Consider the following 19,215-nt stretch of genomic DNA (forward strand, 5'->3'; position numbering starts at 1 on the left):
GCGCAGGTTTGAGGGATACCCCCCCCTTGTTCAATTTGCACGCACAAAAATTTGCGCAAGCCTCCGCATCTTGGGCGCCAGTCTGTAGAGATTCAGACCCCCTCCCCCCTCATGAAGGGGGCAGGCGGCGCATAGATGCCGTCTCTGAGGCGGTCTTCGCGTTGTGACAGGGCACGCACAGGCTTTGCAGGTTGGCGCGGTCAAAGCGCTCACCGCCCAACTTGACTGGAGTGATGTGGTCCACCACCTTGGCTGGCTGCAGAACACCTTTGCTTTGGCATCTGCAGCAAAGCGGGTTATCCCGTAGCACTGCTGCACGTGTGTTGCGCCAACGCACCGATTGATAGAAGCCCAGCTCCGTATCGAACCCACGCCGTGCACGCCCGTATTCACGGTGAACCTGTGACTGGTGATTGGCGCAGTAACCGGGCATCTGCAGCACCTGAGCGCAACCCGGATATCTGCATGGCGTTGGCGCACTTCGCGGCATCTCAATCGGCTTTCAAGGAATAAGCGACAGCTCGAAAAATTGACTTGGCTTCATCTTGAATCAGAGCGTCAATGCTCCACATCGAATCAACCACAAGGAGAAGCCAATGAAATCAAAACCACCCCTGGACAAACTGTTTGAACAGATTGCCAACGAACACCTGTACATCGAAACGCTGGAGACTCAGCACAGGGACCGACTGGACTTTCATGAAGTTGCGGTCTGGGGCGTCAAGTGCGCGCTGGCCGCTGCCTACGCCGCAGGACTTGCAGAAGCAAAAAAAGTACAAGCATCGGAAGCTCAATCATGAAACTCACGGACACCCAGCGCGGCTTGCTTGAAGCCGCTGCTATGCATCCCGACAAACAACTGACCAACTTCCCGGTCAACCTCAGAGGCGGTGCCTTGGCCAAGGTGATCAACGCCATGCTCAATGCCCGCTTGATCGAAAGCAGCAATCAAGCTCCAGATGTGTTTCAAATCACCACTGAGGGCATGCAGGCGATTGGAGCCACGCCTCAAGCCAAACCCGCAACACGTGAAGGCACCAAGCAGGCGGTTTTGATTGAACTGCTCAAGCGCCCCGAAGGCGCCACGCTGCCCCAGATGACCGAGGCCACGGGCTGGCAGGTGCACACAATTCGCGGAGCCATGGCCGGTGCCCTCAAGAAGAAACTGGGCCTGGAGATCACCTCAGAAAAGCAGACCGGCTCCGACCGCGTGTACCGCATCACCAACCCAACCGTTTAAGGCAAACATGAAAACCATCACCCTCACCATCGAATGCAAGCCCGAGACCATCAACTGGGATGGGCAGAAACTTCAGGTCGACAAGCTCAGCATCCGTCTGCCTTTTGGACGCAAACCCACAGACATCACAGACATCGCCGCCTCAGGCGACTACACGGTCTACGTGACTGACACCCGAGAGATGGAACCTGAAGAGTTTGATGGCTTTGCCATGAACCTCTACAAGTCACGCGACTGGCTCAAGGGCAAGGGTGGATATGTCGGTGATGGCCGACTGTGTGTGATGGTGCGTGCACCAGGTCGTCCTTACCTCTTTGTTGATCCATCTGGTGGCGATTACCCGCGTTATCTGGCACGTCTTGGCTGATCAGTTGCAGATATGCAACTGGTCAAACAAATTTGATGAAACGCTTTACTTCATCCCCAAGTAGAGCGTTCATGGAGCCATCGCAACAAGGAGCACCGACATGACTACCCTCACCGAAATCGAAGCCCAGTACAACGACCAGAATGCACTGGACGCCCTGATCACCGCCAGAAAAACACTGAAGTCTGCGATGTGTGAACTCGATCGGTACATCAGCCGCCTTGAGGGTTGCACCTCCCCTGCCGACAAAGCCAGTGTCATGAATTGGGCACTCAACCACCTCGCCTGCAACATCACCCCGAACCTGCGCCTGGACCTGATTGCCAACGCACAGGCCCAATACACACGCGCAGCCCAGATCGAACGGAGTGCAGCATGATGCCCACCACACAAAACGAAGCCTGGGGATTTTGGGGAACGATGGGAGGTCACGCCAGCGTGGCCTGGCCTGTTGCCATGCAACAGATCGCAGAGATCACAGGCGAGCCTCCTGAATCGGTCCGGGCATTTCTGGACAGCAAGCAAGGCAGGCACTTCGCCGGTTCGGTGCAGGACGGTCTGGCCGGTGGCCTTGCGATCAATGTAGCCGTCGCCCAAGCCATCGCCAAGTGGATGGATTGGAGGATCGGTCGCATCACCGCCAGGGAAACAGGCATCCCAAAAGGCCTGCCCTACCTGACCGGGTTTGTGATTCACTGTGGCTTGGATGAGGTCTGTTACTGAACCACAGGCTCTGTATTTTTAGATGTAGCGGCATTGACAAATGACACGCCATCGACCTCACGCACCGCCTGCTGGCCGGTGTAGTCTTCCCAGCGCTTGATGATCACATCCACGAACTTGGGATCGAGCTCAATGAGGCGGGCCTGACGCCCTGTCTTTTCACTGGCGATCAAGGTAGTCCCCGAACCTCCAAACAGGTCCAGAACGATGTCCCGGCTCTTCGAGGAATTCTTGATGGCCCGCTCGACCAGCTCGACCGGCTTCATGGTCGGGTGCAGGTCATTGACCCGGGGCTTGTTGTAGTTCCAGATGTCTGACTGGTCCCTGTCGCCGCACCAGAAGTGATCCGTGCCCTGTTTCCATCCATACAGGATGGGCTCGTACTGTCGCTGGTAATCCGCGCGCCCAAGCGTGAAAGTGTTCTTGGCCCAGATGATGAACGTGGACCACTTACCCCCTGCCTTGATCCAGGCTTTTTGCAGAGTATGCAGCTCGGACGAGCTCATGCACACGTAGCAGGCCCCCTTGGTAACCAGGAGCAGGTTCAGGCAGGCGTCGTAGAGAAACTGGAAGAAACCTTCCCCCAGATCGTCGTTCATGATGCGCCGGTCTTTGCCGCGCATCTTGTCCTTGGCACTGTTGCCGTAGTCCACGTTGTAAGGTGGATCGGTGAAGGCCATGTCGGCCAGTTGCCCGCCCATGAGGCGCTCCACGTCCGACAGGACGGTGGAGTCGCCACAAAGGAGGCGGTGGTTGCCGAGAATCCACAAGTCCCCAGGTCTGGAAACAGGATCTACTGGTGCTTCTGGGATTGCATCATCTTCAGTCAAACCACCGCCTGATTCGTCTCCGTTCAGAAGCTCCTCGAGCTCCTTGTCGGAGAAACCCATCAGGTCTAGATCGAAGTCCGCCGCCTTGAGCTCAGCCAACTCGAGTTTCAAGAGCTCGTCATCCCAGCCAGCGTTCTCGGCCAACCGGTTGTCGGCCAGGATGTAGGCCTTCTTCTGCTCGGGCGTCAGGTGCCCCAGCTCAATGACCGGCACCTCCTTGAGACCGAGCTTGCGCGCTGCCATCAAGCGACCGTGGCCAGCAATCAGGCCCTTGGCCCCGTCCGTGAGGATCGGGTTGGTCCAGCCGAACTCGGTGATCGAGGCCGCGATCTGTGCCACTTGGGCATCGCTGTGGGTTCGGGCATTGCGTGCGTAGGGGACGAGCGCGTCCACTGGGACCATTCGGATCTCAGGATGATTCATGGGGGTGACCGGTAAAATCGACCACAAAACGAGAATGTTCTGCAGTGCAAATCAAAGTAGTTCGCGGGGTTCTGGCCCGCAAAAGCCCGACTGAGGCCACAGCATCCGGAGCAGGCTTTACGCCGCTGATTGCTGGGACCTACGAAGTGGGATCAGAAATTCACAGCCGTCTGGAAGTTCTCCGCGAGGGAAAACCGACTGTGTATCTGCAGCTTGAAAAGCTGGCGGAGTACGAGGCAGCAGGAGAAATCGAAGTTCATCGATAGGAGTCGGACAACAGTCAGTAGACGTCGATGTCATCGACTGTCTTTGACTATTCCTCGACTGTTTCGGGGAAGTTTCGGGGTGTCATCGACTGTGTGTGACTGTCATCACTGTCTCTGCACTCGTTTGTCCACCGTAGATGAAAATGTAGCTGCAAATCGCCGAAATGTTGCAGCGTGTTTTGGCCCCAAAAACCGCGCATTCACGTTTGAACGTCAATAGCGCCGCGCATGACCGCCAAAACACGCTAATTTCCTCTCCAGATGACAGGCTTCACTTTTTCAGTGACTGAGACTGCCGGTTGAGCAGATCGGCCACCACCTGCATGTCCCGCTTCCAGCGTCTCCACGCCGTGGTGCGGTCACAGGCAAAGCGCTTGCTGATCTCCACCCAGTCAAAGCGCTTGGCCCGCATCCACACCAGATGCCGCTCATCGAGCTCAAGCATCTGCACCCAACGCATGACTTCGAGCATTCGCTCCACATCCTGAGCGGACGGGGGCGGCAATCGGTACACCTTGTGCGGATCCGGGTAGGCATCGCTTGGCAGGATCACGATGGGCCAGGTGCTGGCGTAGCCCTGCACCATCACGCGCGGCAGGCGCCTGGCGGTTCGGGCCGCATCCACAAACCGGTCTGCCACCGTCTCGACTGTCCAGATCTCAACCATGACCACCTCCCTTGGGTTGACCCTGGCCATGGCCTTGACCATAGAGCCGCTCGCCAATGCTGCGAATGAGCTGGCGCTCCAGAAAGTCCAGGCGCTCGTCATCATGGGAGATGACCAGGATGTGCTGCTCGCGCCATCCCTGGCGCTTGGTCGCCTCGACGTCCATGGGAGTGGCCTGCATGCGCCCAAGGGGCGATGGGTAACGTGCTGGAGGGATCTTCATACCTGCCCTCCAAACGCAATATTCCGGTGCGCCGCTGGGAAGTCAAATCCGGCGCATGCCGGGTTTGACAATGGGTCTGACGCTTTTGCCGTACTCAAACATCTATGACTCTTATCTGTATACGCGTATACGCGTAAGGAACAAATGTTCAATAGAGTCAGTTGTGTCAGAGAACTGGCCATCAGCTTGATTCTTGAATTCTTTTTCATTGGATTTGTCTCTCAATCGTCGTTGTAGGGATAGGTGCGCGAAGGCAGCGAGGTGGGCTGCTTGAGGTCAAGGCCCACGTAACCACGCACGCCCATGGAGTTGCGCCATTTCTCCAGACGTCTGGTGAGCAAGGCATCCGAGAACCTGCGTTGCGTGCCCACGTACTCGCCACTGAGCTCGGCCCACTGCTTCCAGTCGTTGAAAAGCGTGGCCGTGAGGGCCTTGTGGCTGGGCCCTTGGTTGCAGCGCTCAGCGATCCACCGGCCCATGGCGTCCTCGGCTTCGAAGTACTCCTCGGTCGCTTCGGCGACGCTCTGGGGCTGCTTGAGTCCCAGCAGCTTCCACTGCAGGCAGCCCTCCAGCGCCCAAGCCAAGATGCCGTCACGCTCGGCCAGCAGCTTCTCGGTCAGGAGCGGATCACGCTTTTCTGGAGGGACCGTGATCGTGAAGGGAATCAGGTGCATGCGGCGGCGCATGGCCTCATCAATGTTGCGGATTGCGGGCTTGTGGTTACCGGCAATCAGGAGCTTGAACTGCGGCCTGTAGGTGAAAAAGTCCTGGTGCATCAGGCGCGCCGTGATGTCATCACCACCCGTGATCGCCTTGATCTTGGACTCGTTCCAGCGCCTACCCTGCTCGGTTTCTGTCGCCGAGACGAATCGAGCACCGCGCAGACCGGCCAGATCGGTGGGGTGGCGATCGGTGCGCGACTCCATGAAGGTGTCCATAGGCGCATTGGCCGCGTAGTCGCCCAGCACCGTGGAGATCACGTTCACGAACACCGACTTGCCGTTCGCACCCGTGCCGTACAGGAAAAACAGGGCGTGGGTGCTCAAGTCGCCCGTGAGGCAATAGCCCACCACGCGCTGCAGGTAGTCCTGCAGTTCTTGATCGCTCCCCGTGACGTTGACCAGGAAATTGCGCCAGACCGGGCACTCGCCTTGCGGCGTGGCCGTGGTCACCTTGGTCATACGTCGATCGCGGTCATGCGGTCCACGCGCGCCGGTTCGCAGGTCCACAATGCCGCCGGGCGTATTGAGCAGCCAGGCATTGGCATCCCACTCGTCAACAGTGGCGCTTTGCCGGGGGTCAGATCGCACAAGACGCTCAACGGCCGAGATGGTGGCTGCACTGCCCATGCGGGCTTTCATGCGCGGTGTCTCGGCAAACATGGCGGCGCTGCGGCACACCGTGCGGCTCAGGTGCATGATGTACAGCTGCTTGTCCACGTTCCAGCGCACGCCATTCCAGACCAGCCATTTGGACCACGGGGCGCAGTAACGCCAGTCCTCGGCGAACTGGTGCGAGAACGCCAGAGCCAGCCCATCCTCGGTGGAATAGTCGATGCCATCGATCGGCATGGCGATGTCGTGTGCACCGAGTTCACGCGTGATCGGCATACGCTCGCCCACGGCCAGAAACCCGGCAATGTCAAAGCCATCGCTCAGTGCATCGGCCACATCCCAGCCTTCGTGCTTTTCTGCCGGGGGTTGCAAGATGGCGCACGATTTGGCCCCTGCCTGCAAAACGGCCTGCGAGGCACGGTCTGCGTACAGCCAACCGGGCTTGTCCCGATCCGGCCAAATGAGGACGTGCTTGCCCGACAGCGGCGACCAATCGGTTTTCTCCACAGGGGCATTTGCGCCGTGCATGGCCGTGGTGGCACACACACCGAATTCAAGCAGGGCCTGAGCGCACTTTTCTCCTTCGACCAGCACCACTTGATCGGCCTTGAGCATGCCGGGCTGGTTGTACAGCGGACGTGGCTCGGGCGGCGTCATCTTGCGGCGACGCACATCCCAAGGCCTGAACTCCTTGCGTCCAGGCTCGGGGTCGTGCCGGTAAACCACAGCGATGAGCTTGCCGCTGGCATCCCGGTAGTCCCACTTGGCCGTTGGCGGGCCCAGTTCATCGACCACTGGTGCCTTGGCCTTGCTTGCAGCCACGGCGCTGGGCGGCATGGCAGAGACACGGCCGAGCCATTCCCGGGCCTTCTCCAGCACCTGCGGGAACTGGGTCTGCACATTCAGGCTGTAGTAGCAAGCGATCAGATCGAAAATGTCGCCACCTTCACCCGTAGCGCGGTCAGTCCACAGCCCGGCCTTGGGGCCAGAGAGCAGCAACTCCAGGCTGTCGCCAGGACCACCCATCACATCTCCCACCAGGTATTTGTTCTGGCGGCGCTTGCCCGAAGGCCAGATATCCACAACCAGGAGAGCCAGTTGGTCATTGAGGGCTGTTCGGATTTCGGATTTCTCACGATTGGTATCGGCGCCATCCCCCGCTGCTTTGCGCGTGTTCGATGTGGGTGCATCGTTGAAATCAAGCATGCGCACCTCCCTCTTGGAGCGCTGCGTCTTGTTCTTCAATCAGCTTATGGGCATAGGCAATCTGCCACTGGTGCAGCTCACCCAATCTGAAGCGGACCAGTCGATTGACGCAATAAAACGGCAACCCCAGGGCTTTGCGCTTTGCAGTTTTGGTGAAGTAGTACAGCGGCAGGTTCAGCGCCTTGGATGCTCGTTTTGCTGTGAGCAGCGGCTCATCGCTGAAGTCGTTATCGCCTGCTGCTTTCAGGCTCAATGGCGAAGCCAAAGATTCAGGTTCATTCATGAAATAGTCTCCCCTGCAGGTGATCTTTTTCACCCGCATTGGTTGATGGAAGTTGGAATCCGCAGGACGCTGCGCCCTGCGGTGGATTCAGGTCAATCGACTCAAAGTTGTCTCTATGGCGATTGATCCAGTTGCATGCGAACAGGTGGGTACTTGCTGCGCTCGTGTTCCTGCACCATGGCCTCGACATAGGTCGTGACCACGGCATTGATCAGCCGCAGGGCCTCGTGCTGGGTATAGCTCGACAGTGGTCGGTCCATACCGATTTCACCGGCAGCCTCACCCAGCGGCTTGAGGCACTGCTGCATGGCAGCCAGTTCGGCTTCCGATGGATCAATCACGCCAGCTCCAGTTGGCAAAGCGCCCTCGCGCTCGAGTGCCCGCACACCAGCCGCGTACAGTCGGTGGAAACAGGCCTGGCAGCGCAGTGAGCAAAAGATCCAGTCGATGGGGTACCGCTTGGGGTGCCCCACCTTGAAGCGAAGATCCACATGATCGAAGCCTTTGGCCTGACGGGAACACACCCAGCATTTCATGCAAAGCCGCCATCACTGCGCCCATGCTGGCCGAGACTGCGCATTACCCGGGCGGGGGGTGTAAATGGTCCCCGGCTGGGGGGTGGGTGCCGCCGATGCGGGAGAGGCCATTGCCGGAGCTCCACCTGAGCCCCCACCAGAGCCCCCGCCCATGCAACCATCTCGTTGCAGCTTGGCCTGCATCAGCTCTGCGTACTCCTTGTGATCAGGCTCAATCACCAGCCGAATGATGTTGCGGTACTCACCCTGGCCATCTTTTTCAATGCCGATTCGGGCGGCGAATTCGGCACCATCGAGGTCACCGAAACTGCGGATCTGCCGGGCACGCTGAGCCTCTGGGGAGCCATCATCGGGGTGAATATTTCGCGAGCTGTTGAGCACAGCCTTGATGAAGCTGCGGCCCATCTGCGCCCAGGTCGGCCCTTTGTTGGAGTGCAAACCCACATTGCTCCAGATCTTGCGTTTGGCAAATGGCCCGGTGAGCAGCACGAATTCGCAGGACAGGAACACGGCGCCGGTTTCATCCGATGCAGTGGCGTAGCCGCCCATCCAGCCCCGGCTGGCATCGTCATGGCCACCGGGTTTGATGGCCATGCGCACCAGGGCCTGGGTGCCTTTGGGGATCAAGTTGAACTCGCCTTGCTGGGCATCGGCGTCATTGAAGTCGCACCAGGCACCCGGGGCGCCGTGGGTTGAGGATTGGCCATAGGTTGCGGCCTGGGTGTAGCTGTCGTGGTTCATTGAGGGTTTTCCTGTTGTGTGGGGTTGTGTTCTGGTTTGTCCAAGTGGCAGTCCGCTCAAAGCTGGACTTCGCCAACCCAGCGGATCTGGAAGGTGGGCTCGGTGATGAGTTCCTTGCGGGCTGGCTGGAAGGCCGCGCGCAGCAGTGGGTGCCAGCGGGCGTAGTCCTGCTCGGCAACCGAGAACTGGACTTGCATAAAGTCCTGCACCCGGTCACCGGCGACGACCATCCGTTCGGCGATCTGGGACAGATGTTGTTGGTCCCAGACGATTTCTTTAGGCTGCAAGACATCGATCTGCAGGTCACCGTCATCGATGCGGAACCTGGTCGCCTCCTCTTGGCCAAGGCTCTCGGCATGGCGGATCTGGTCGGCGTAGCGGATTTCCATGGCCCGGTTGATCCGGCCACGCATCTGCAGCGTCCAGTCGTTGAGCTGCTGCACCGCGTTGCTGAAATGGGCCAGCTGGTCTTTGGGCAGACGGCTGATTTGGCTCACGGAGAGGTCTGGCAGCGCAGCTTGCTGCAATTGCAGGTGGTTCATGCCGCACCTGCCTTCCCGGGAATGCGCTTGGAGGTCGAGACATGCTGGACGCAGTTCTCGAAGGCAATCACGGCGTTGAGGGGGTAGCTCACCCGTTTGCCCAGCTTGAGATAGGTCGGACCTGTGCCAGTCATGCGCCAGCGCTGCAGGGTTTTGGGGCTCATGGCCCATCGGGAGGCCAGGTCAGCCTCGGTCAGCACCAGCTGCTTGGGCATGGTGGATTCAGGGGAAGCGGCGCTCAGGAAGACTGGCGCCTCGAGTGCTGGTGTTGCAAGCAGCATTGGTAACTCCTTTCGAAGAGTTGGGGGACAACGCTGCTATTTCAGGAAATCAATGGGGAACTGATAAGGAACTGAATAAGGAACTTTGGCGATATCTCCAGTTCCTTAATCCCAGCCTGGACTCCCTCACACCAAGAAAATCACATTAATCACAAATATATGCACTACTATGCTTCATAAGCAGCTTTAAAACACCGCTTAAATGAAATCCTCATCACCTGCGCCTTTGCCCGTCGTGCGCAGCCTCAATCGCCTTGGGCAGGCGATTTCGCTTGCACGTCGCCGCAGGCACCTGACGCAGCAGGATCTGGCTGAACGCATTGGCACGTCCAGCCACACCGTGCGCCGCATGGAAGCGGGCCACCCCGGAACTGCACTGGTTCATTTCGCAAGAGCCATGCAGGTGTTCGGTGAACTTGGCAAGCTCGATCAGTTACTCGACACCTCTGAGGACACCATCGGCCTCGCCCTGATGAATGAGAAATTGCCCCAGCGTGTACGTAAGCCACGAAAGACATCTGAGACAGGAGCGTTCTGATGTCAATGAAACGGCCAAATGAGGAGCCGTTTGAATTCACAAATCGAGAGCGTATGCCGTCGCAATCCTGCCCATGGCTTGCAAATGTTCAGGGCGATTCAATGTGACGATTGCTTGGGCAAAAGTCCGCAAATCAGCACTGAGTTGTTCGGGCAAATCGATCACTTGACCTGGCTGCAGCAGAGCTGACAACTGGACGATGTCGGTCAGGTGCTTGTTGATCTTTTTGGAGTCAATCACCTCCCCCTGACGCACTCGCTCGGTCATTTCCAACCAGGCCACAGCCTTGAGTGGAATCAGACGATCTTCACCCACCCAGGACGGCATGCCGTGCTTGCTCTTGCGGCCAGCGAGCACGAACTGGTAGTACTCGTCATTCAGCAAAATGGCTGACAGGCTGGAAATCTGCTCATCCATCGGGATGGGCGTCAGATGGCCAGGTGGGACAAAGCTCAAACCGTCTGGCACACGCGAGAACAGCTCCAGCATGTGCGGGAAGTCTTCGTCTTGTGGCTTTTGGAACCTGTACAGGCAGGGCTTTTGCTCAGGATCACCCTCCTTTTGCTGGTAGCCACCGGCCTGCACGAATTCCCAGAATTTCTGGCCAAACGCAGGCGTCGGAACCTCCACGTGCAAGACGATGTCCAGATCCTTGGTACCTCGGAACGACAAGCCCGCCTCGGTCATGGTGATCGAAGCTGCTGTCCCGCCGATCAAGACGTACTGGTCCTCGAAGTCCTGGAACCACTGCTGAAAAATCGCCAATCCTCTCACCACAGAAACTTCTCCTCAATCTCATCGAGTGCCATCTGGATCCGGTCGTCACGGTTGTCCCTCAGGCTGAGCCATAAAGACAAGGGGTCCACGGTCTTTTCCTTCGCTTGCATTCCGGGCTCATAGCGCCATATCTGCACAGCAATGCCATCGGCAATCTCGCGGGGCTCAAAGAAGATGCCAGCCTGCTTGGCCCGCTGCGCAGCCTCTGCTGTCATGGCAAGCACTTGCTGTCGTGGCTCATTGACCATGGTCTGGCGCGCCAATGCACTCTCGCCAGCCCAGCGTACCCCCGTCACTTGCAGAATGCCTTGATCGTAGGTCCACATGGTTCTGAGGACCGGTGTGCGCAGATGGGGCTTGGCCTTTTCCCAAAGTTCACGGCGCGTGCCATTGAGCTTGAGGTATTTGGCTCGGCCTCGCACCTCCAACTCAAACAGGTTGAATTGCAGCAACTCTCGAATGGCCCGGGTGGCCGTCATTCCGGCATAACCAAGCGCCGCCGCCTCTTGAAACGGATGCCAAGTCTCTGTGACGGGATGGTGGTTCAAAAACCAAACCAAGAGCGCCTGCGTGGCAGGGCTAGCCAGTTCTTGCTCCCGACGAGGCTCAGCGCCAAAGCGTTCGGTCAAGATCATCCCCATCTGAGGCGCGAACAGTTGTCTGTCCGGAACCACAAAGGCAACGCCGTGCGCAATCAGCTGCTTGCGCTCACCGGGTGCGACCTCCGGCAATGCAATGATGACCGGTGCGTGCAACAACTCACGCAATCGCTTCGCATGTTGGTCCACTTGCTGCGCAGCCAGCGGCTGACGCCCTTTGACACATGCCAGTGTGATCGGCTGTCCCAGCAGTTCGCCGGGCAAGACCTCGTAGGTATCCTGAAGAAAATACGGCAGTTGGGCGGTGTTCCCACTGGGAGCCACACGCACGCCTTCCCCGCCGAGCACCTGGTTGAGGTACCGGACGGTCTGCTGGGGAAGAGTTGCTTCTAACATGAAAAGAGAATCTAACACTGTTAATGTTAGAAGTCAAATTTCTTGTTATATTCTGCCCTCAAAGGCATGCCCCCCGCCCAGATCAGCTGATACAGGCCCAGTCTGCGTTGCCGCCTGACCAACTGTTCATAGGCCTGCAAGGGTCCCTCATACATTGGGTCACCCCGGTTTGCTGCCTTCACCTTGAACACGTCCATGGGCTTTTCGCTGTCGAGTCCTGCCGCTCGCATGATGAATTCCGACGATTGAGCCCGATCACGGTGCTCCCAAAGGGCCTCAAACACCCGGGTCTGGGCATCGGTCAAACGAATGGGGCCGTGGGTCCAGTCCTCAAGATGCACCCAGACGAAGTCTTTACTGAACGGTCCGTGGAAAGCAACGCCTGGTGTGTTGTCATGCAAGTCGTCGGCTTTTTCACCTTGATCCGGGTCGAGCAGCCGCAATGCCAAGCCATGCAAGGCAAACCGGTCTTCCAAATGCCACCACGTGGCTGTTCCAGCCAGTGGCTCCAGTGGTGCCCGCACCAATGGCCGTGGAGTGATCACCCAGCTTTGACTGCGTGGCTCAGGTCCATGAAAAATCCTCAACCCATGGCGCTCCACCAGGTCAATACGGCGTGCCAACACCACCGGCCGCTTCTTGTACCGCCCAATGTCCCACACCCCATCAACGATCTGACTGGTGGTGGCGTGCGGCGAAATATCCAGTGCGCCGCGCAACTTTCGGATTAGCCAGTCGTCGTCCAGCCGCCAACTGCGCTGACTGGCCGGATCCAGCGCAAACGGCCCACAGTCCGGGCACTGCACCATGAGTCCTTCATCACTCCTGAAGATCGGACCACGGTACAAGCCGCAGAAAGCGCAGTCCGCATCTCGGCTGTTAGCCACACCAGGCACCACGGCCTTACCTTGCTTGAGAAGTTGCAGCGCAGCTTTTTCTTCATCGTGCAGGCTGCTCTCAAAGGATGCACTGCCCCGCAGAAACATCAAAGCAGCCAAACCTATGGCCTGCTGATTGGGTGTCAACTCCATTCACACCTCACTCAAACAAGCTGGCAGCCACTGCCTGGGGCTGTTCCTGCTCTCGGTCGGGTTTGAGGACCTGCTGCGCCTTCAGGATGCCCAGCTCAACCAGGTAACCCTCCAACTGCGCGCGCAGCTTTTCATCGAACTTGTGCAGGTTCAGTCGCCCCTTGCTGGTGATCTCCACACTGACCACCTGGCAGCGACTCTTGCCCTGCATCGGTGCCAGATAGAAGTTGAGCACGGCTGCCTGGATGGTCCAGCCGCGTGCGAGCGGGTTTTCTGCACCGAAATAGTCCTGCAGCAGCTCCGTAACGCAGCGCTGGTCGCTAGTAGCACTGGCCGTGCACTCCATCTTGAGCTGCCCGCAACCGCTGACCACGGTCACGCTCTTGACTTGCAAGCCTACAAATCCATCATCGATGGCCTGCGGAATGTTCAATCCCAGGCGAAGCGTGGACAGGTTCAGTAGCGGCGCCTGGATCCGCTGCGCATCGGTTTCCACACCCAGCAGATGCCTGGCAAAGGCCTCACAGAGCATGGCGTGGTACTTGGCCCCACCACGGATGATGGTGCGGGCCACACCGGTGGCCTGGGCGTATTCGAGGACCATGTGGATGTTCGGACTGCCCACCCGCCGCTGCAACTGGCTGCCCTCGAATTCCAGCTTGGCCGTGGCCAGGTCCTTGGCATGGATGGAGATCAGCTGCGTGCCGCGCGCCCGGTCCAGCACATTGACCACGCACACCTCGCCGCACCCCAACTCTCGCTGGTAGAAGCCTTTGATGGCATCACCGAATGCGGCGATCGACACCTCGTCGCGCTTGATGGCCCGCTTGAGGCCCAGGTCATGCTGCTGGGCTTGCTGGCCATGGTGGTCCAGGTATTCGATTTCCGCCGCGGCCTCGAACAGTGCCGGATGGTGGACGTACAGCCAGAAGGCCCGGTGCAGGTCGCTCTTGCAGGCAATGAGGCCCACCAGTTCGGCCGGGCGGTCATGGGCGGCTTGAAACATGGCCTGTTTGCCCAGCGGGTGAGCAAGCAGCGTGCTGGCATGCAGCCCCGCCACGATGCGGTCACGCATGGCCACCACAGGGTGAGCCTGAATCAGCCCGATCAGGCGTCTTGAAGTCTGGACCGTGTCACTCCATGTCCAGCCCTCGGGCATGGGCAAGGCGTGGCGCTCAATGAAGGTTTTGAGAGTGTCGTCGACAGGCAGGCTCAGCAAGATGTCGGCGTAGGTTTGGTTTCGGCTCACGAATGTCTCCTGTTGTTTTTCGTTGGGCAATGAAGCGTCTGAACCCCTGGTCCTTCGTCCTGGGGCTTTGAGTGGTTTTCGCCGGATTGCTGTATAAATATACAGCTTTTTGAAAATCTGTCAAAACCGTCGCTCGGAGCCGCATGGTTGCTGAGCGGTCGGCGCAAAAGCCAGTATTTATGCGGCTTTGTGCTCTCAAGCGGGTTGATGTCCCTCTAAAACACAAACTCGAATTTGGGTGTTTTAGCTACGATTTCCGAGGTCAGATTTGATCAACCAAAGCACCTCGATGAACCACTTCCCAACCCCAGTCCAAGGCAATCCGGCCGAGAAAAGTGGATATCTCTCCCTCGCGCAAATTGCTCACCTGATCGCACAAGCGGTCGTCGACCAACACCAAGAACTTGCACAGGCGCACAGCCGTTGGGTGTATGCCACTGATCAAGACAAGTTTCTCGACTTCCATGCCCACCAGAGCGTCAATACAAACCCGTCGATCCACCTGGAATCACAGCATTGAAAACCACTGCACCATCAACCCATGCGAGCATTCGTGCGGGCCAGATATCCGAACAAATCGCAGAACTCTCGACTCAAAAAATGTCCGAGCTATGGACACTATGGGACCGGTATTTCCCACACCGGCCATCACACCCAAACCGAAAATTCATTGAGTCGAGGCTTGCCTACAAATTGCAAGAAATAGCCTATGGCGCCATGCCAGAAACAACCCGCGCTATGCTGGCCGACTACGGCGAGAGACTTTCCACCATCAAATCCGGCTCAGCCCCCACACACGCAGTCCTGCCAGGCACCACTTTGCTCCGTGACTTTGCGGGTGAACAATACAAGGTCACGGTCCTGCCGAATGGGCTTTATGAGTTCGATGGCAAAAATTACAAGAGCTTGTCAGCGATTGCCAAACTGATCACCGGCACCCAATGGTCGGGACCAGCTTTCTTCGGGTTGAAAGGTAAGAAGGCATGAACGCTGTGATTGAACAAGCAACCGTGAAGCGGTGCGCCGTGTACTGCCGCGTCTCTTCGGATGAACGCCTGGACCAAACCTTCAACTCCATCGATGCACAACGCGAAGCAGGTGCTGCATTCATTGCCAGCCAACGCGCAGAGGGTTGGACGCGGGTGGACGACCACTACGAAGATCCAGGGTTTTCTGGCGGCAACATGGAGCGCCCCGGTCTCAAGCGTCTGATGCGAGACATCCAAAACGGCAAGATCGACATCGTGGTGGTCTACAAGATCGACCGCCTCTCACGTTCTTTGGCAGACTTTGCCAAGATGGTTGAAGTTTTTGATGAGCACAAGGTCAGCTTTAGCTCCGTTACGCAGCAAATCAATTCGGCCACGTCAATGGGCAGGCTAATGCTCAACGTTCTGCTGTCCTTTGCTCAATTTGAACGCGAGGTCACCGGGGAGCGCATTCGCGACAAGATTGCCGCGTCAAAGCGCAAAGGCTTGTGGATGGGCGGGCCAGTGCCACTTGGCTATCGGGTGGAATCACGAGAACTGGTAGTGGTGCCAGAAGAAGCGCAACTGGTTCGCCAGATTTTCGAATCCTTCATCTCATCGCGGTCGACCACCAAGATGGTCAAACAGCTTGCCGAACAAGGGGCAAAAAGCAAGAACGGGAAGTCTCTGAGCAAGCAAACCCTTTACAAGATCCTGCACAACCGGATGTACTTGGGTGAGCTTGGCCACAAGGGTGAATATTTCCGGGGACAACATGAGGCGCTGATCGATCAACCGACATGGGATCAGGTGCAGGCCATCATGGCCGAAAGCAGTCGCGATCGTGCCAGCGAAACGTGGAGACAAAAATGCCAATACGGCTTTCTGCTGCGCGGCATGGTATTCACGGAAGACGGAGATCTCTATCTGCCAACGGCCACGCGCAAGCCCAGTGGAAATGTGTACCGCTACTACGTGGTCAATAAAAATCAGAATATGGGTGCGGGCACTGTGGCGTATAGGAACCTGCCAGCTGGTCAAATTGAGAAAGCTGTGATGGAGCAGGTTCTGGAAATTCTGCGATCTGGTCAGATGGTGTATCGGTTCTGGGAACAGATCACCGCCATCAACCCCGAGCTTACCGAGCCGGAGTCTATGGTGCTGTTCTTCAAGAACACTGCCACGATATGGAACAAATTGGCCACACAGGCCAAGCAAGACATCGTTCGAACGCTGATCAAGCGAGTCACCGTTACCCCTGAGGGCATAGACCTGCAGTGGCGCTACGAGGCCTGGGGCGCTCTCATGGGCACTCCACCCCGAAACACTGTCGGCAGTGAATTGATCGAGCTGGAAGAGGCATGAACTATTTCTATAAGACTGGAACGCCAGTCACGACGTCTGACCGTGACAAGCAAATCAGCACTTTCATTCCGCTGAAGTTCGCCAAACGATCAGGACGCAGCGTTATTACTACGGTAGAAGACGCAATGAAAGTGACCGCACCTCATGATCCCCTGCCTGATACGACCTTGATGAATGCCCTCGTGAAAGCGTTTCACTGGCAACGCTTGCTCGATCGAGGCATTGTTCACAGTGGCACCGAAATTGCAAAAAAAGAGAATATGGACCTGGCGACTGTCAATGAGATTCTGCGGCTAACGTTGCTCGATCCGGAAATCGTTGAAGGTATTCTTCAAGGTCGCCAGCCACAGGGATTGACAATGAATTGGTTGAACACAAACCCCATTCCATGGGAGTGGAAAAAGCAACGTGACAAGATTCAGAATATTGCACGCAACCCTGGCTAGCCCGTCCCACTATCAAATCAGAATAAACAAACCGTCTGTTGTGCAGTGGTTGCTGCTAGCCACCTCAGCTAGGCGAAAGCGGAAAAGGCTGATATAAAACAGGCACATAGAACAAATCACGGGAGGAAACTTAATGAGCTATGGCCTTGGTATAGAGACAGGTTTTACGTCTACATCACGTTATGTTTCTAAGAGGCACGAATGAGCCGTTACAGTCCAACTGAGCGAATTGGTGTGAATGCTACTGAGGCCGCCGTGGTCAGAGACCTCGGTTGGATCTTTCGGGATCAAGCCGTATCCGACATGGGTATTGACGCTCATATTGAACCAGTTTCTGACGGCAATCCCACCGGCCGGTTGATTGGCGTGCAAATCAAAACGGGGCCTAGCCATTTCACAGAGAAGGATGCCCACCTTGTTTATTACGGCAGCCTAGTTCACTTAGAGTATTGGCTTCGACATGCTTTGCCAATAATCCTTGTCGCTCATTTACCCGAATCGAAGGCAACTTATTGGGTGCACGTCAATAAAGATTCGACGCAAAGAACAGAAAAGGCTTGGAAGATCGAGATTCCAAAATCGCAGATGCTTGACCAATCTTCTGCCGGTAAGCTTCTTGCTATCTTAGATGGCACCCCACTGGAAACAAAGAATAGAAACCTTGTACTTCATCTCGGCAACATGAAGTTCCTTAAGGACGGAGGCAAGTTAGTTATCTACAAAGAGGAATGGCATAACAAATCTTTAGGTCGAGGAGCACTCAACCTCATAAAAATTAACCAAGATGGTTCCGAGGAAACGATCAAGACTGAAAATTATTGGTATGTCGGCCATGACGTTAAGAGCTTGATAGAAGCAGTCTATCCTTGGGCATCCGTATCAATCGATGAAGAATTCTACGAGGATAACTTCGACGAATCTTTTTACGATGTATACAGTGATGTCTATATTGCCAGCCACGAGATCTATCCGTACGGAACCGTGGCAGGTGAGATCAGTTTATATAGGCTTCAAATCAAGTTGAACACCCTGGGCAAGGCATTCCTTGATGTCATGTCGTATCTTGAAGCAGAAACATAACCCGGCGGTCAGCCCCAGGATGCCCTTGATTAACCGGGTTTGCGAAGCAACCGATGCAGGTTTTGCCGTAGCTGTTCCCCAATGTCCGCGACCGGCATGCCCCAGATTTCCGCCAGAGGCTCACGCACAGACCAGGCGTCCCAAGGCTGGAGCGGTTTTCCTCCAACGCTCGTGAATGGCCCATCAGTTTCAGGCAGCACCCGGTTCAAAGGCATTCGAGCGATCAGAGCCCGGCCTTTCTCACCCGCCAGCATCGCAGGACCAACGCTGAACCAGCACCCAATTCGAACGGCGTTCTCCAGTTCCGCCAGGGCACCGGAGAACCAGTGCAGCAGTGGGACGCCTGCGTGCTTCGTTGTAGCTAACAGCTCGACCACACGGCGTTCAGCCCCACGAGAGTGGATGCTCATCACCTTCCCAGGATGTCGACCGCATTCCGAGAGAGCGGCTCGAAAAATCGGTTCTTGAATGGAAAGCGAGCCGCGAAACCGAGGCGAACCGTCCATCCCAATCTCCCCGATGAAAGGAGCCTTTGCGATACCTGCAAGTAGGTCGTCGAGTTCGCCCTGCTTGGCAACGGAAACCTCGGGGTGCAGGCCAAGCCCTACCTTGATATTACGCAGCCCTGCAAACACTCGAGATGTGGCCCTGTAAGCGCGTGGGCTCGTCGTCACAACGAGCGTGAACTCATTTCTTCGGTTCACCTCCTGCGCAAGAGCGAGCCCATCCGGATAGAGGTCTAGGTGCGAATGAAGGTCAATCACAGGACACGCTGCTGACGCATCAGCACACCCAGCTCTGCCAGCCCTCTCTGCACCACGGCTTCTAACTCTCGCCGTCGGCTTGGCTCAGCAAACGCCAACTGGCCTGCGGTGAAAAAGCGCACTCCGTTCTGCTCGACTTTTAGAACCGCTGCGGCCACAGCACCGATGTCGTTGGGGTCGTTGTCGAGCTGTGCGCCTCTGAGCATGGGATACACGTAGCTTGTGGCGTCTACGATGTCTGCGCGGATGAATGACGCGCGGCGGACCAAGCACGGGACACAACGGCCACAGTGCTTATAGCCGTTGCGGACAAAGCGACCGCAGCTGGTTGCATGGGATG

Annotated in this window: 27 protein-coding genes and 1 pseudogene; 12 read left to right on the plus strand and 16 right to left on the minus strand. The window is 57.1% G+C overall.

What is annotated here, in order from left to right:
• Nucleotides 1-109: 109 nt before the first annotated feature.
• A complete protein-coding gene (locus AAFM15_RS10565) occupies nucleotides 110-490 on the minus strand; it encodes an HNH endonuclease (protein WP_341686674.1) in 381 nt (126 codons plus the stop codon).
• Between the two features lie 55 nt (nucleotides 491-545).
• On the opposite strand from AAFM15_RS10565, the gene AAFM15_RS10570 reads away from it, so the two are divergent.
• The 5 genes from AAFM15_RS10570 (at nucleotide 546) to AAFM15_RS10590 (ending at nucleotide 2,330) form a co-directional block, all read left to right on the plus strand.
• A complete protein-coding gene (locus AAFM15_RS10570; RefSeq protein ID WP_341686675.1) occupies nucleotides 546-800 on the plus strand; it encodes a hypothetical protein in 255 nt (84 codons plus the stop codon).
• On the plus strand, nucleotides 797-1,240 hold the full coding sequence (locus AAFM15_RS10575; RefSeq protein WP_341686676.1) for a DUF3489 domain-containing protein: 444 nt from the start codon (nucleotides 797-799) through the stop codon (nucleotides 1,238-1,240). Before AAFM15_RS10570 ends, AAFM15_RS10575 begins: the two co-directional genes overlap by 4 nt.
• Nucleotides 1,241-1,247: 7 nt before the next feature.
• Complete coding sequence (locus AAFM15_RS10580) at nucleotides 1,248-1,607, plus strand: hypothetical protein (protein ID WP_341686677.1); 360 nt, start codon at nucleotides 1,248-1,250, stop codon at nucleotides 1,605-1,607.
• Nucleotides 1,608-1,707: 100 nt separating this feature from the next.
• Entirely contained in the window at nucleotides 1,708-1,986 is a 279-nt protein-coding gene (locus AAFM15_RS10585) for a hypothetical protein (protein WP_341686678.1), read from the plus strand.
• Nucleotides 1,983-2,330: a hypothetical protein gene (locus AAFM15_RS10590; RefSeq protein WP_341686679.1), complete on the plus strand. Its 348-nt coding sequence runs from the start codon at nucleotides 1,983-1,985 to the stop codon at nucleotides 2,328-2,330. The genes AAFM15_RS10585 and AAFM15_RS10590 overlap by 4 nt, the downstream gene beginning before the upstream one ends.
• On the opposite strand, the gene AAFM15_RS10595 is transcribed toward AAFM15_RS10590, so the two are convergent.
• Nucleotides 2,324-3,562, minus strand: coding sequence for a site-specific DNA-methyltransferase (locus AAFM15_RS10595; RefSeq protein WP_341686700.1), 1,239 nt, complete (start codon nucleotides 3,560-3,562; stop codon nucleotides 2,324-2,326). The genes AAFM15_RS10590 and AAFM15_RS10595 overlap by 7 nt on opposite strands.
• Before the next feature lie 65 nt (nucleotides 3,563-3,627).
• Between AAFM15_RS10595 and AAFM15_RS10600 the strand changes: the two genes are divergently transcribed.
• Nucleotides 3,628-3,849: a hypothetical protein gene (locus tag AAFM15_RS10600; protein WP_341686680.1), complete on the plus strand. Its 222-nt coding sequence runs from the start codon at nucleotides 3,628-3,630 to the stop codon at nucleotides 3,847-3,849.
• A gap of 271 nt (nucleotides 3,850-4,120) precedes the next feature.
• Here the strand turns inward: AAFM15_RS10600 and AAFM15_RS10605 are convergent, their stop codons facing one another.
• The 8 genes from AAFM15_RS10605 to AAFM15_RS10640 all read right to left on the minus strand — a co-directional run bounded on the left by AAFM15_RS10605 (nucleotide 4,121) and on the right by AAFM15_RS10640 (nucleotide 9,662).
• On the minus strand, nucleotides 4,121-4,516 hold the full coding sequence (locus AAFM15_RS10605) for a DUF6362 family protein (protein ID WP_341686681.1): 396 nt from the start codon (nucleotides 4,514-4,516) through the stop codon (nucleotides 4,121-4,123).
• Nucleotides 4,509-4,739: a hypothetical protein gene (locus AAFM15_RS10610; RefSeq protein WP_341686682.1), complete on the minus strand. Its 231-nt coding sequence runs from the start codon at nucleotides 4,737-4,739 to the stop codon at nucleotides 4,509-4,511. Before AAFM15_RS10610 ends, AAFM15_RS10605 begins: the two co-directional genes overlap by 8 nt.
• 221 nt (nucleotides 4,740-4,960) lie before the next feature.
• Nucleotides 4,961-7,279 carry a phage/plasmid primase, P4 family gene (locus AAFM15_RS10615; protein WP_341686683.1) on the minus strand — a complete coding sequence of 773 codons (2,319 nt, stop codon included), beginning with the start codon at nucleotides 7,277-7,279 and terminating at the stop codon, nucleotides 4,961-4,963.
• Complete coding sequence (locus AAFM15_RS10620; protein ID WP_341686684.1) at nucleotides 7,272-7,595, minus strand: hypothetical protein; 324 nt, start codon at nucleotides 7,593-7,595, stop codon at nucleotides 7,272-7,274. The genes AAFM15_RS10615 and AAFM15_RS10620 overlap by 8 nt, the downstream gene beginning before the upstream one ends.
• Nucleotides 7,596-7,675: 80 nt before the next feature.
• On the minus strand, nucleotides 7,676-8,098 hold the full coding sequence (locus AAFM15_RS10625) for a DUF6511 domain-containing protein (RefSeq protein ID WP_341686685.1): 423 nt from the start codon (nucleotides 8,096-8,098) through the stop codon (nucleotides 7,676-7,678).
• A gap of 12 nt (nucleotides 8,099-8,110) precedes the next feature.
• Nucleotides 8,111-8,839, minus strand: a complete 729-nt coding sequence (locus tag AAFM15_RS10630) for a hypothetical protein (protein WP_341686686.1) — start codon at nucleotides 8,837-8,839, stop codon at nucleotides 8,111-8,113.
• Between the two features lie 56 nt (nucleotides 8,840-8,895).
• A complete protein-coding gene (locus tag AAFM15_RS10635) occupies nucleotides 8,896-9,381 on the minus strand; it encodes a hypothetical protein (protein ID WP_341686687.1) in 486 nt (161 codons plus the stop codon).
• Entirely contained in the window at nucleotides 9,378-9,662 is a 285-nt protein-coding gene (locus AAFM15_RS10640) for a DNA-binding protein (RefSeq protein WP_341686688.1), read from the minus strand. The genes AAFM15_RS10635 and AAFM15_RS10640 overlap by 4 nt, the downstream gene beginning before the upstream one ends.
• Nucleotides 9,663-9,864: 202 nt before the next feature.
• On the opposite strand from AAFM15_RS10640, the gene AAFM15_RS10645 reads away from it, so the two are divergent.
• Complete coding sequence (locus AAFM15_RS10645) at nucleotides 9,865-10,200, plus strand: helix-turn-helix domain-containing protein (RefSeq protein ID WP_341686689.1); 336 nt, start codon at nucleotides 9,865-9,867, stop codon at nucleotides 10,198-10,200.
• 36 nt (nucleotides 10,201-10,236) lie between these two features.
• Here AAFM15_RS10645 and AAFM15_RS10650 read toward each other — a convergent pair whose 3' ends face one another.
• From AAFM15_RS10650 to AAFM15_RS10665, 4 genes are read right to left on the minus strand one after another with little or no spacing between them, the layout of a single operon-like run.
• Nucleotides 10,237-10,977 carry a hypothetical protein gene (locus tag AAFM15_RS10650; RefSeq protein WP_341686690.1) on the minus strand — a complete coding sequence of 247 codons (741 nt, stop codon included), beginning with the start codon at nucleotides 10,975-10,977 and terminating at the stop codon, nucleotides 10,237-10,239.
• Nucleotides 10,971-11,972 carry a hypothetical protein gene (locus AAFM15_RS10655; RefSeq protein WP_341686691.1) on the minus strand — a complete coding sequence of 334 codons (1,002 nt, stop codon included), beginning with the start codon at nucleotides 11,970-11,972 and terminating at the stop codon, nucleotides 10,971-10,973. The genes AAFM15_RS10650 and AAFM15_RS10655 overlap by 7 nt, the downstream gene beginning before the upstream one ends.
• 26 nt (nucleotides 11,973-11,998) lie before the next feature.
• Nucleotides 11,999-13,003, minus strand: a complete 1,005-nt coding sequence (locus AAFM15_RS10660; protein WP_341686692.1) for a hypothetical protein — start codon at nucleotides 13,001-13,003, stop codon at nucleotides 11,999-12,001.
• 7 nt (nucleotides 13,004-13,010) lie between these two features.
• Nucleotides 13,011-14,252 (minus strand): hypothetical protein, encoded by a 1,242-nt coding sequence (locus AAFM15_RS10665; RefSeq protein ID WP_341686693.1) that lies wholly within the window; start codon nucleotides 14,250-14,252, stop codon nucleotides 13,011-13,013.
• Nucleotides 14,253-14,541: 289 nt separating this feature from the next.
• On the opposite strand from AAFM15_RS10665, the gene AAFM15_RS10670 reads away from it, so the two are divergent.
• The 5 genes from AAFM15_RS10670 (at nucleotide 14,542) to AAFM15_RS10690 (ending at nucleotide 18,111) form a co-directional block, all read left to right on the plus strand.
• Nucleotides 14,542-14,772 carry a hypothetical protein gene (locus AAFM15_RS10670; RefSeq protein ID WP_341686694.1) on the plus strand — a complete coding sequence of 77 codons (231 nt, stop codon included), beginning with the start codon at nucleotides 14,542-14,544 and terminating at the stop codon, nucleotides 14,770-14,772.
• Nucleotides 14,769-15,239, plus strand: a complete 471-nt coding sequence (locus AAFM15_RS10675; protein ID WP_341686695.1) for a DUF2924 domain-containing protein — start codon at nucleotides 14,769-14,771, stop codon at nucleotides 15,237-15,239. The genes AAFM15_RS10670 and AAFM15_RS10675 overlap by 4 nt, the downstream gene beginning before the upstream one ends.
• Nucleotides 15,236-16,585 (plus strand): recombinase family protein, encoded by a 1,350-nt coding sequence (locus AAFM15_RS10680; protein ID WP_341686696.1) that lies wholly within the window; start codon nucleotides 15,236-15,238, stop codon nucleotides 16,583-16,585. Before AAFM15_RS10675 ends, AAFM15_RS10680 begins: the two co-directional genes overlap by 4 nt.
• Nucleotides 16,582-17,031 (plus strand): hypothetical protein, encoded by a 450-nt coding sequence (locus AAFM15_RS10685; protein WP_341686697.1) that lies wholly within the window; start codon nucleotides 16,582-16,584, stop codon nucleotides 17,029-17,031. The genes AAFM15_RS10680 and AAFM15_RS10685 overlap by 4 nt, the downstream gene beginning before the upstream one ends.
• A 201-nt stretch (nucleotides 17,032-17,232) precedes the next feature.
• Nucleotides 17,233-18,111, plus strand: coding sequence for a DUF4365 domain-containing protein (locus AAFM15_RS10690; protein WP_341686698.1), 879 nt, complete (start codon nucleotides 17,233-17,235; stop codon nucleotides 18,109-18,111).
• A gap of 29 nt (nucleotides 18,112-18,140) precedes the next feature.
• On the opposite strand, the gene qatD is transcribed toward AAFM15_RS10690, so the two are convergent.
• Together qatD and AAFM15_RS10700 are read right to left on the minus strand one after the other, a co-directional pair.
• A complete protein-coding gene (qatD, locus tag AAFM15_RS10695; RefSeq protein WP_341686699.1) occupies nucleotides 18,141-18,875 on the minus strand; it encodes a Qat anti-phage system TatD family nuclease QatD in 735 nt (244 codons plus the stop codon).
• Nucleotides 18,872-19,215: pseudogene (locus AAFM15_RS10700) on the minus strand (hypothetical protein); the annotation flags it as partial. The pseudogene AAFM15_RS10700 and the gene qatD, both read right to left, overlap by 4 nt.

Origin of the sequence: Limnohabitans sp., assembly GCF_038134685.1 — a bacterium.
Taxonomy (GTDB): Bacteria; Pseudomonadota; Gammaproteobacteria; order Burkholderiales; family Burkholderiaceae_C; genus Limnohabitans_A.

Bases quoted from the DNA above. Each gene is read 5' to 3' on its own strand.
- AAFM15_RS10610 (WP_341686682.1), bottom strand. From the start codon at position 4,739: ATGAAGATCCCTCCAGCACGTTACCCATCGCCCCTTGGGCGCATGCAG.
- AAFM15_RS10655 (WP_341686691.1), bottom strand. From the start codon at position 11,972: ATGTTAGAAGCAACTCTTCCCCAGCAGACCGTCCGGTACCTCAACCAG.
- AAFM15_RS10645 (WP_341686689.1), top strand. From the start codon at position 9,865: ATGAAATCCTCATCACCTGCGCCTTTGCCCGTCGTGCGCAGCCTCAAT.
- AAFM15_RS10640 (WP_341686688.1), bottom strand. From the start codon at position 9,662: ATGCTGCTTGCAACACCAGCACTCGAGGCGCCAGTCTTCCTGAGCGCC.
- AAFM15_RS10690 (WP_341686698.1), top strand. From the start codon at position 17,233: ATGAGCCGTTACAGTCCAACTGAGCGAATTGGTGTGAATGCTACTGAG.
- AAFM15_RS10680 (WP_341686696.1), top strand. From the start codon at position 15,236: ATGAACGCTGTGATTGAACAAGCAACCGTGAAGCGGTGCGCCGTGTAC.
- AAFM15_RS10685 (WP_341686697.1), top strand. From the start codon at position 16,582: ATGAACTATTTCTATAAGACTGGAACGCCAGTCACGACGTCTGACCGT.
- AAFM15_RS10575 (WP_341686676.1), top strand. From the start codon at position 797: ATGAAACTCACGGACACCCAGCGCGGCTTGCTTGAAGCCGCTGCTATG.
- AAFM15_RS10625 (WP_341686685.1), bottom strand. From the start codon at position 8,098: ATGAAATGCTGGGTGTGTTCCCGTCAGGCCAAAGGCTTCGATCATGTG.
- AAFM15_RS10635 (WP_341686687.1), bottom strand. From the start codon at position 9,381: ATGAACCACCTGCAATTGCAGCAAGCTGCGCTGCCAGACCTCTCCGTG.
- AAFM15_RS10670 (WP_341686694.1), top strand. From the start codon at position 14,542: ATGAACCACTTCCCAACCCCAGTCCAAGGCAATCCGGCCGAGAAAAGT.
- AAFM15_RS10580 (WP_341686677.1), top strand. From the start codon at position 1,248: ATGAAAACCATCACCCTCACCATCGAATGCAAGCCCGAGACCATCAAC.
- AAFM15_RS10565 (WP_341686674.1), bottom strand. From the start codon at position 490: ATGCCGCGAAGTGCGCCAACGCCATGCAGATATCCGGGTTGCGCTCAG.
- AAFM15_RS10605 (WP_341686681.1), bottom strand. From the start codon at position 4,516: ATGGTTGAGATCTGGACAGTCGAGACGGTGGCAGACCGGTTTGTGGAT.
- AAFM15_RS10615 (WP_341686683.1), bottom strand. From the start codon at position 7,279: ATGCTTGATTTCAACGATGCACCCACATCGAACACGCGCAAAGCAGCG.
- AAFM15_RS10590 (WP_341686679.1), top strand. From the start codon at position 1,983: ATGATGCCCACCACACAAAACGAAGCCTGGGGATTTTGGGGAACGATG.
- AAFM15_RS10630 (WP_341686686.1), bottom strand. From the start codon at position 8,839: ATGAACCACGACAGCTACACCCAGGCCGCAACCTATGGCCAATCCTCA.
- AAFM15_RS10585 (WP_341686678.1), top strand. From the start codon at position 1,708: ATGACTACCCTCACCGAAATCGAAGCCCAGTACAACGACCAGAATGCA.
- AAFM15_RS10660 (WP_341686692.1), bottom strand. From the start codon at position 13,003: ATGGAGTTGACACCCAATCAGCAGGCCATAGGTTTGGCTGCTTTGATG.
- AAFM15_RS10595 (WP_341686700.1), bottom strand. From the start codon at position 3,562: ATGGTCCCAGTGGACGCGCTCGTCCCCTACGCACGCAATGCCCGAACC.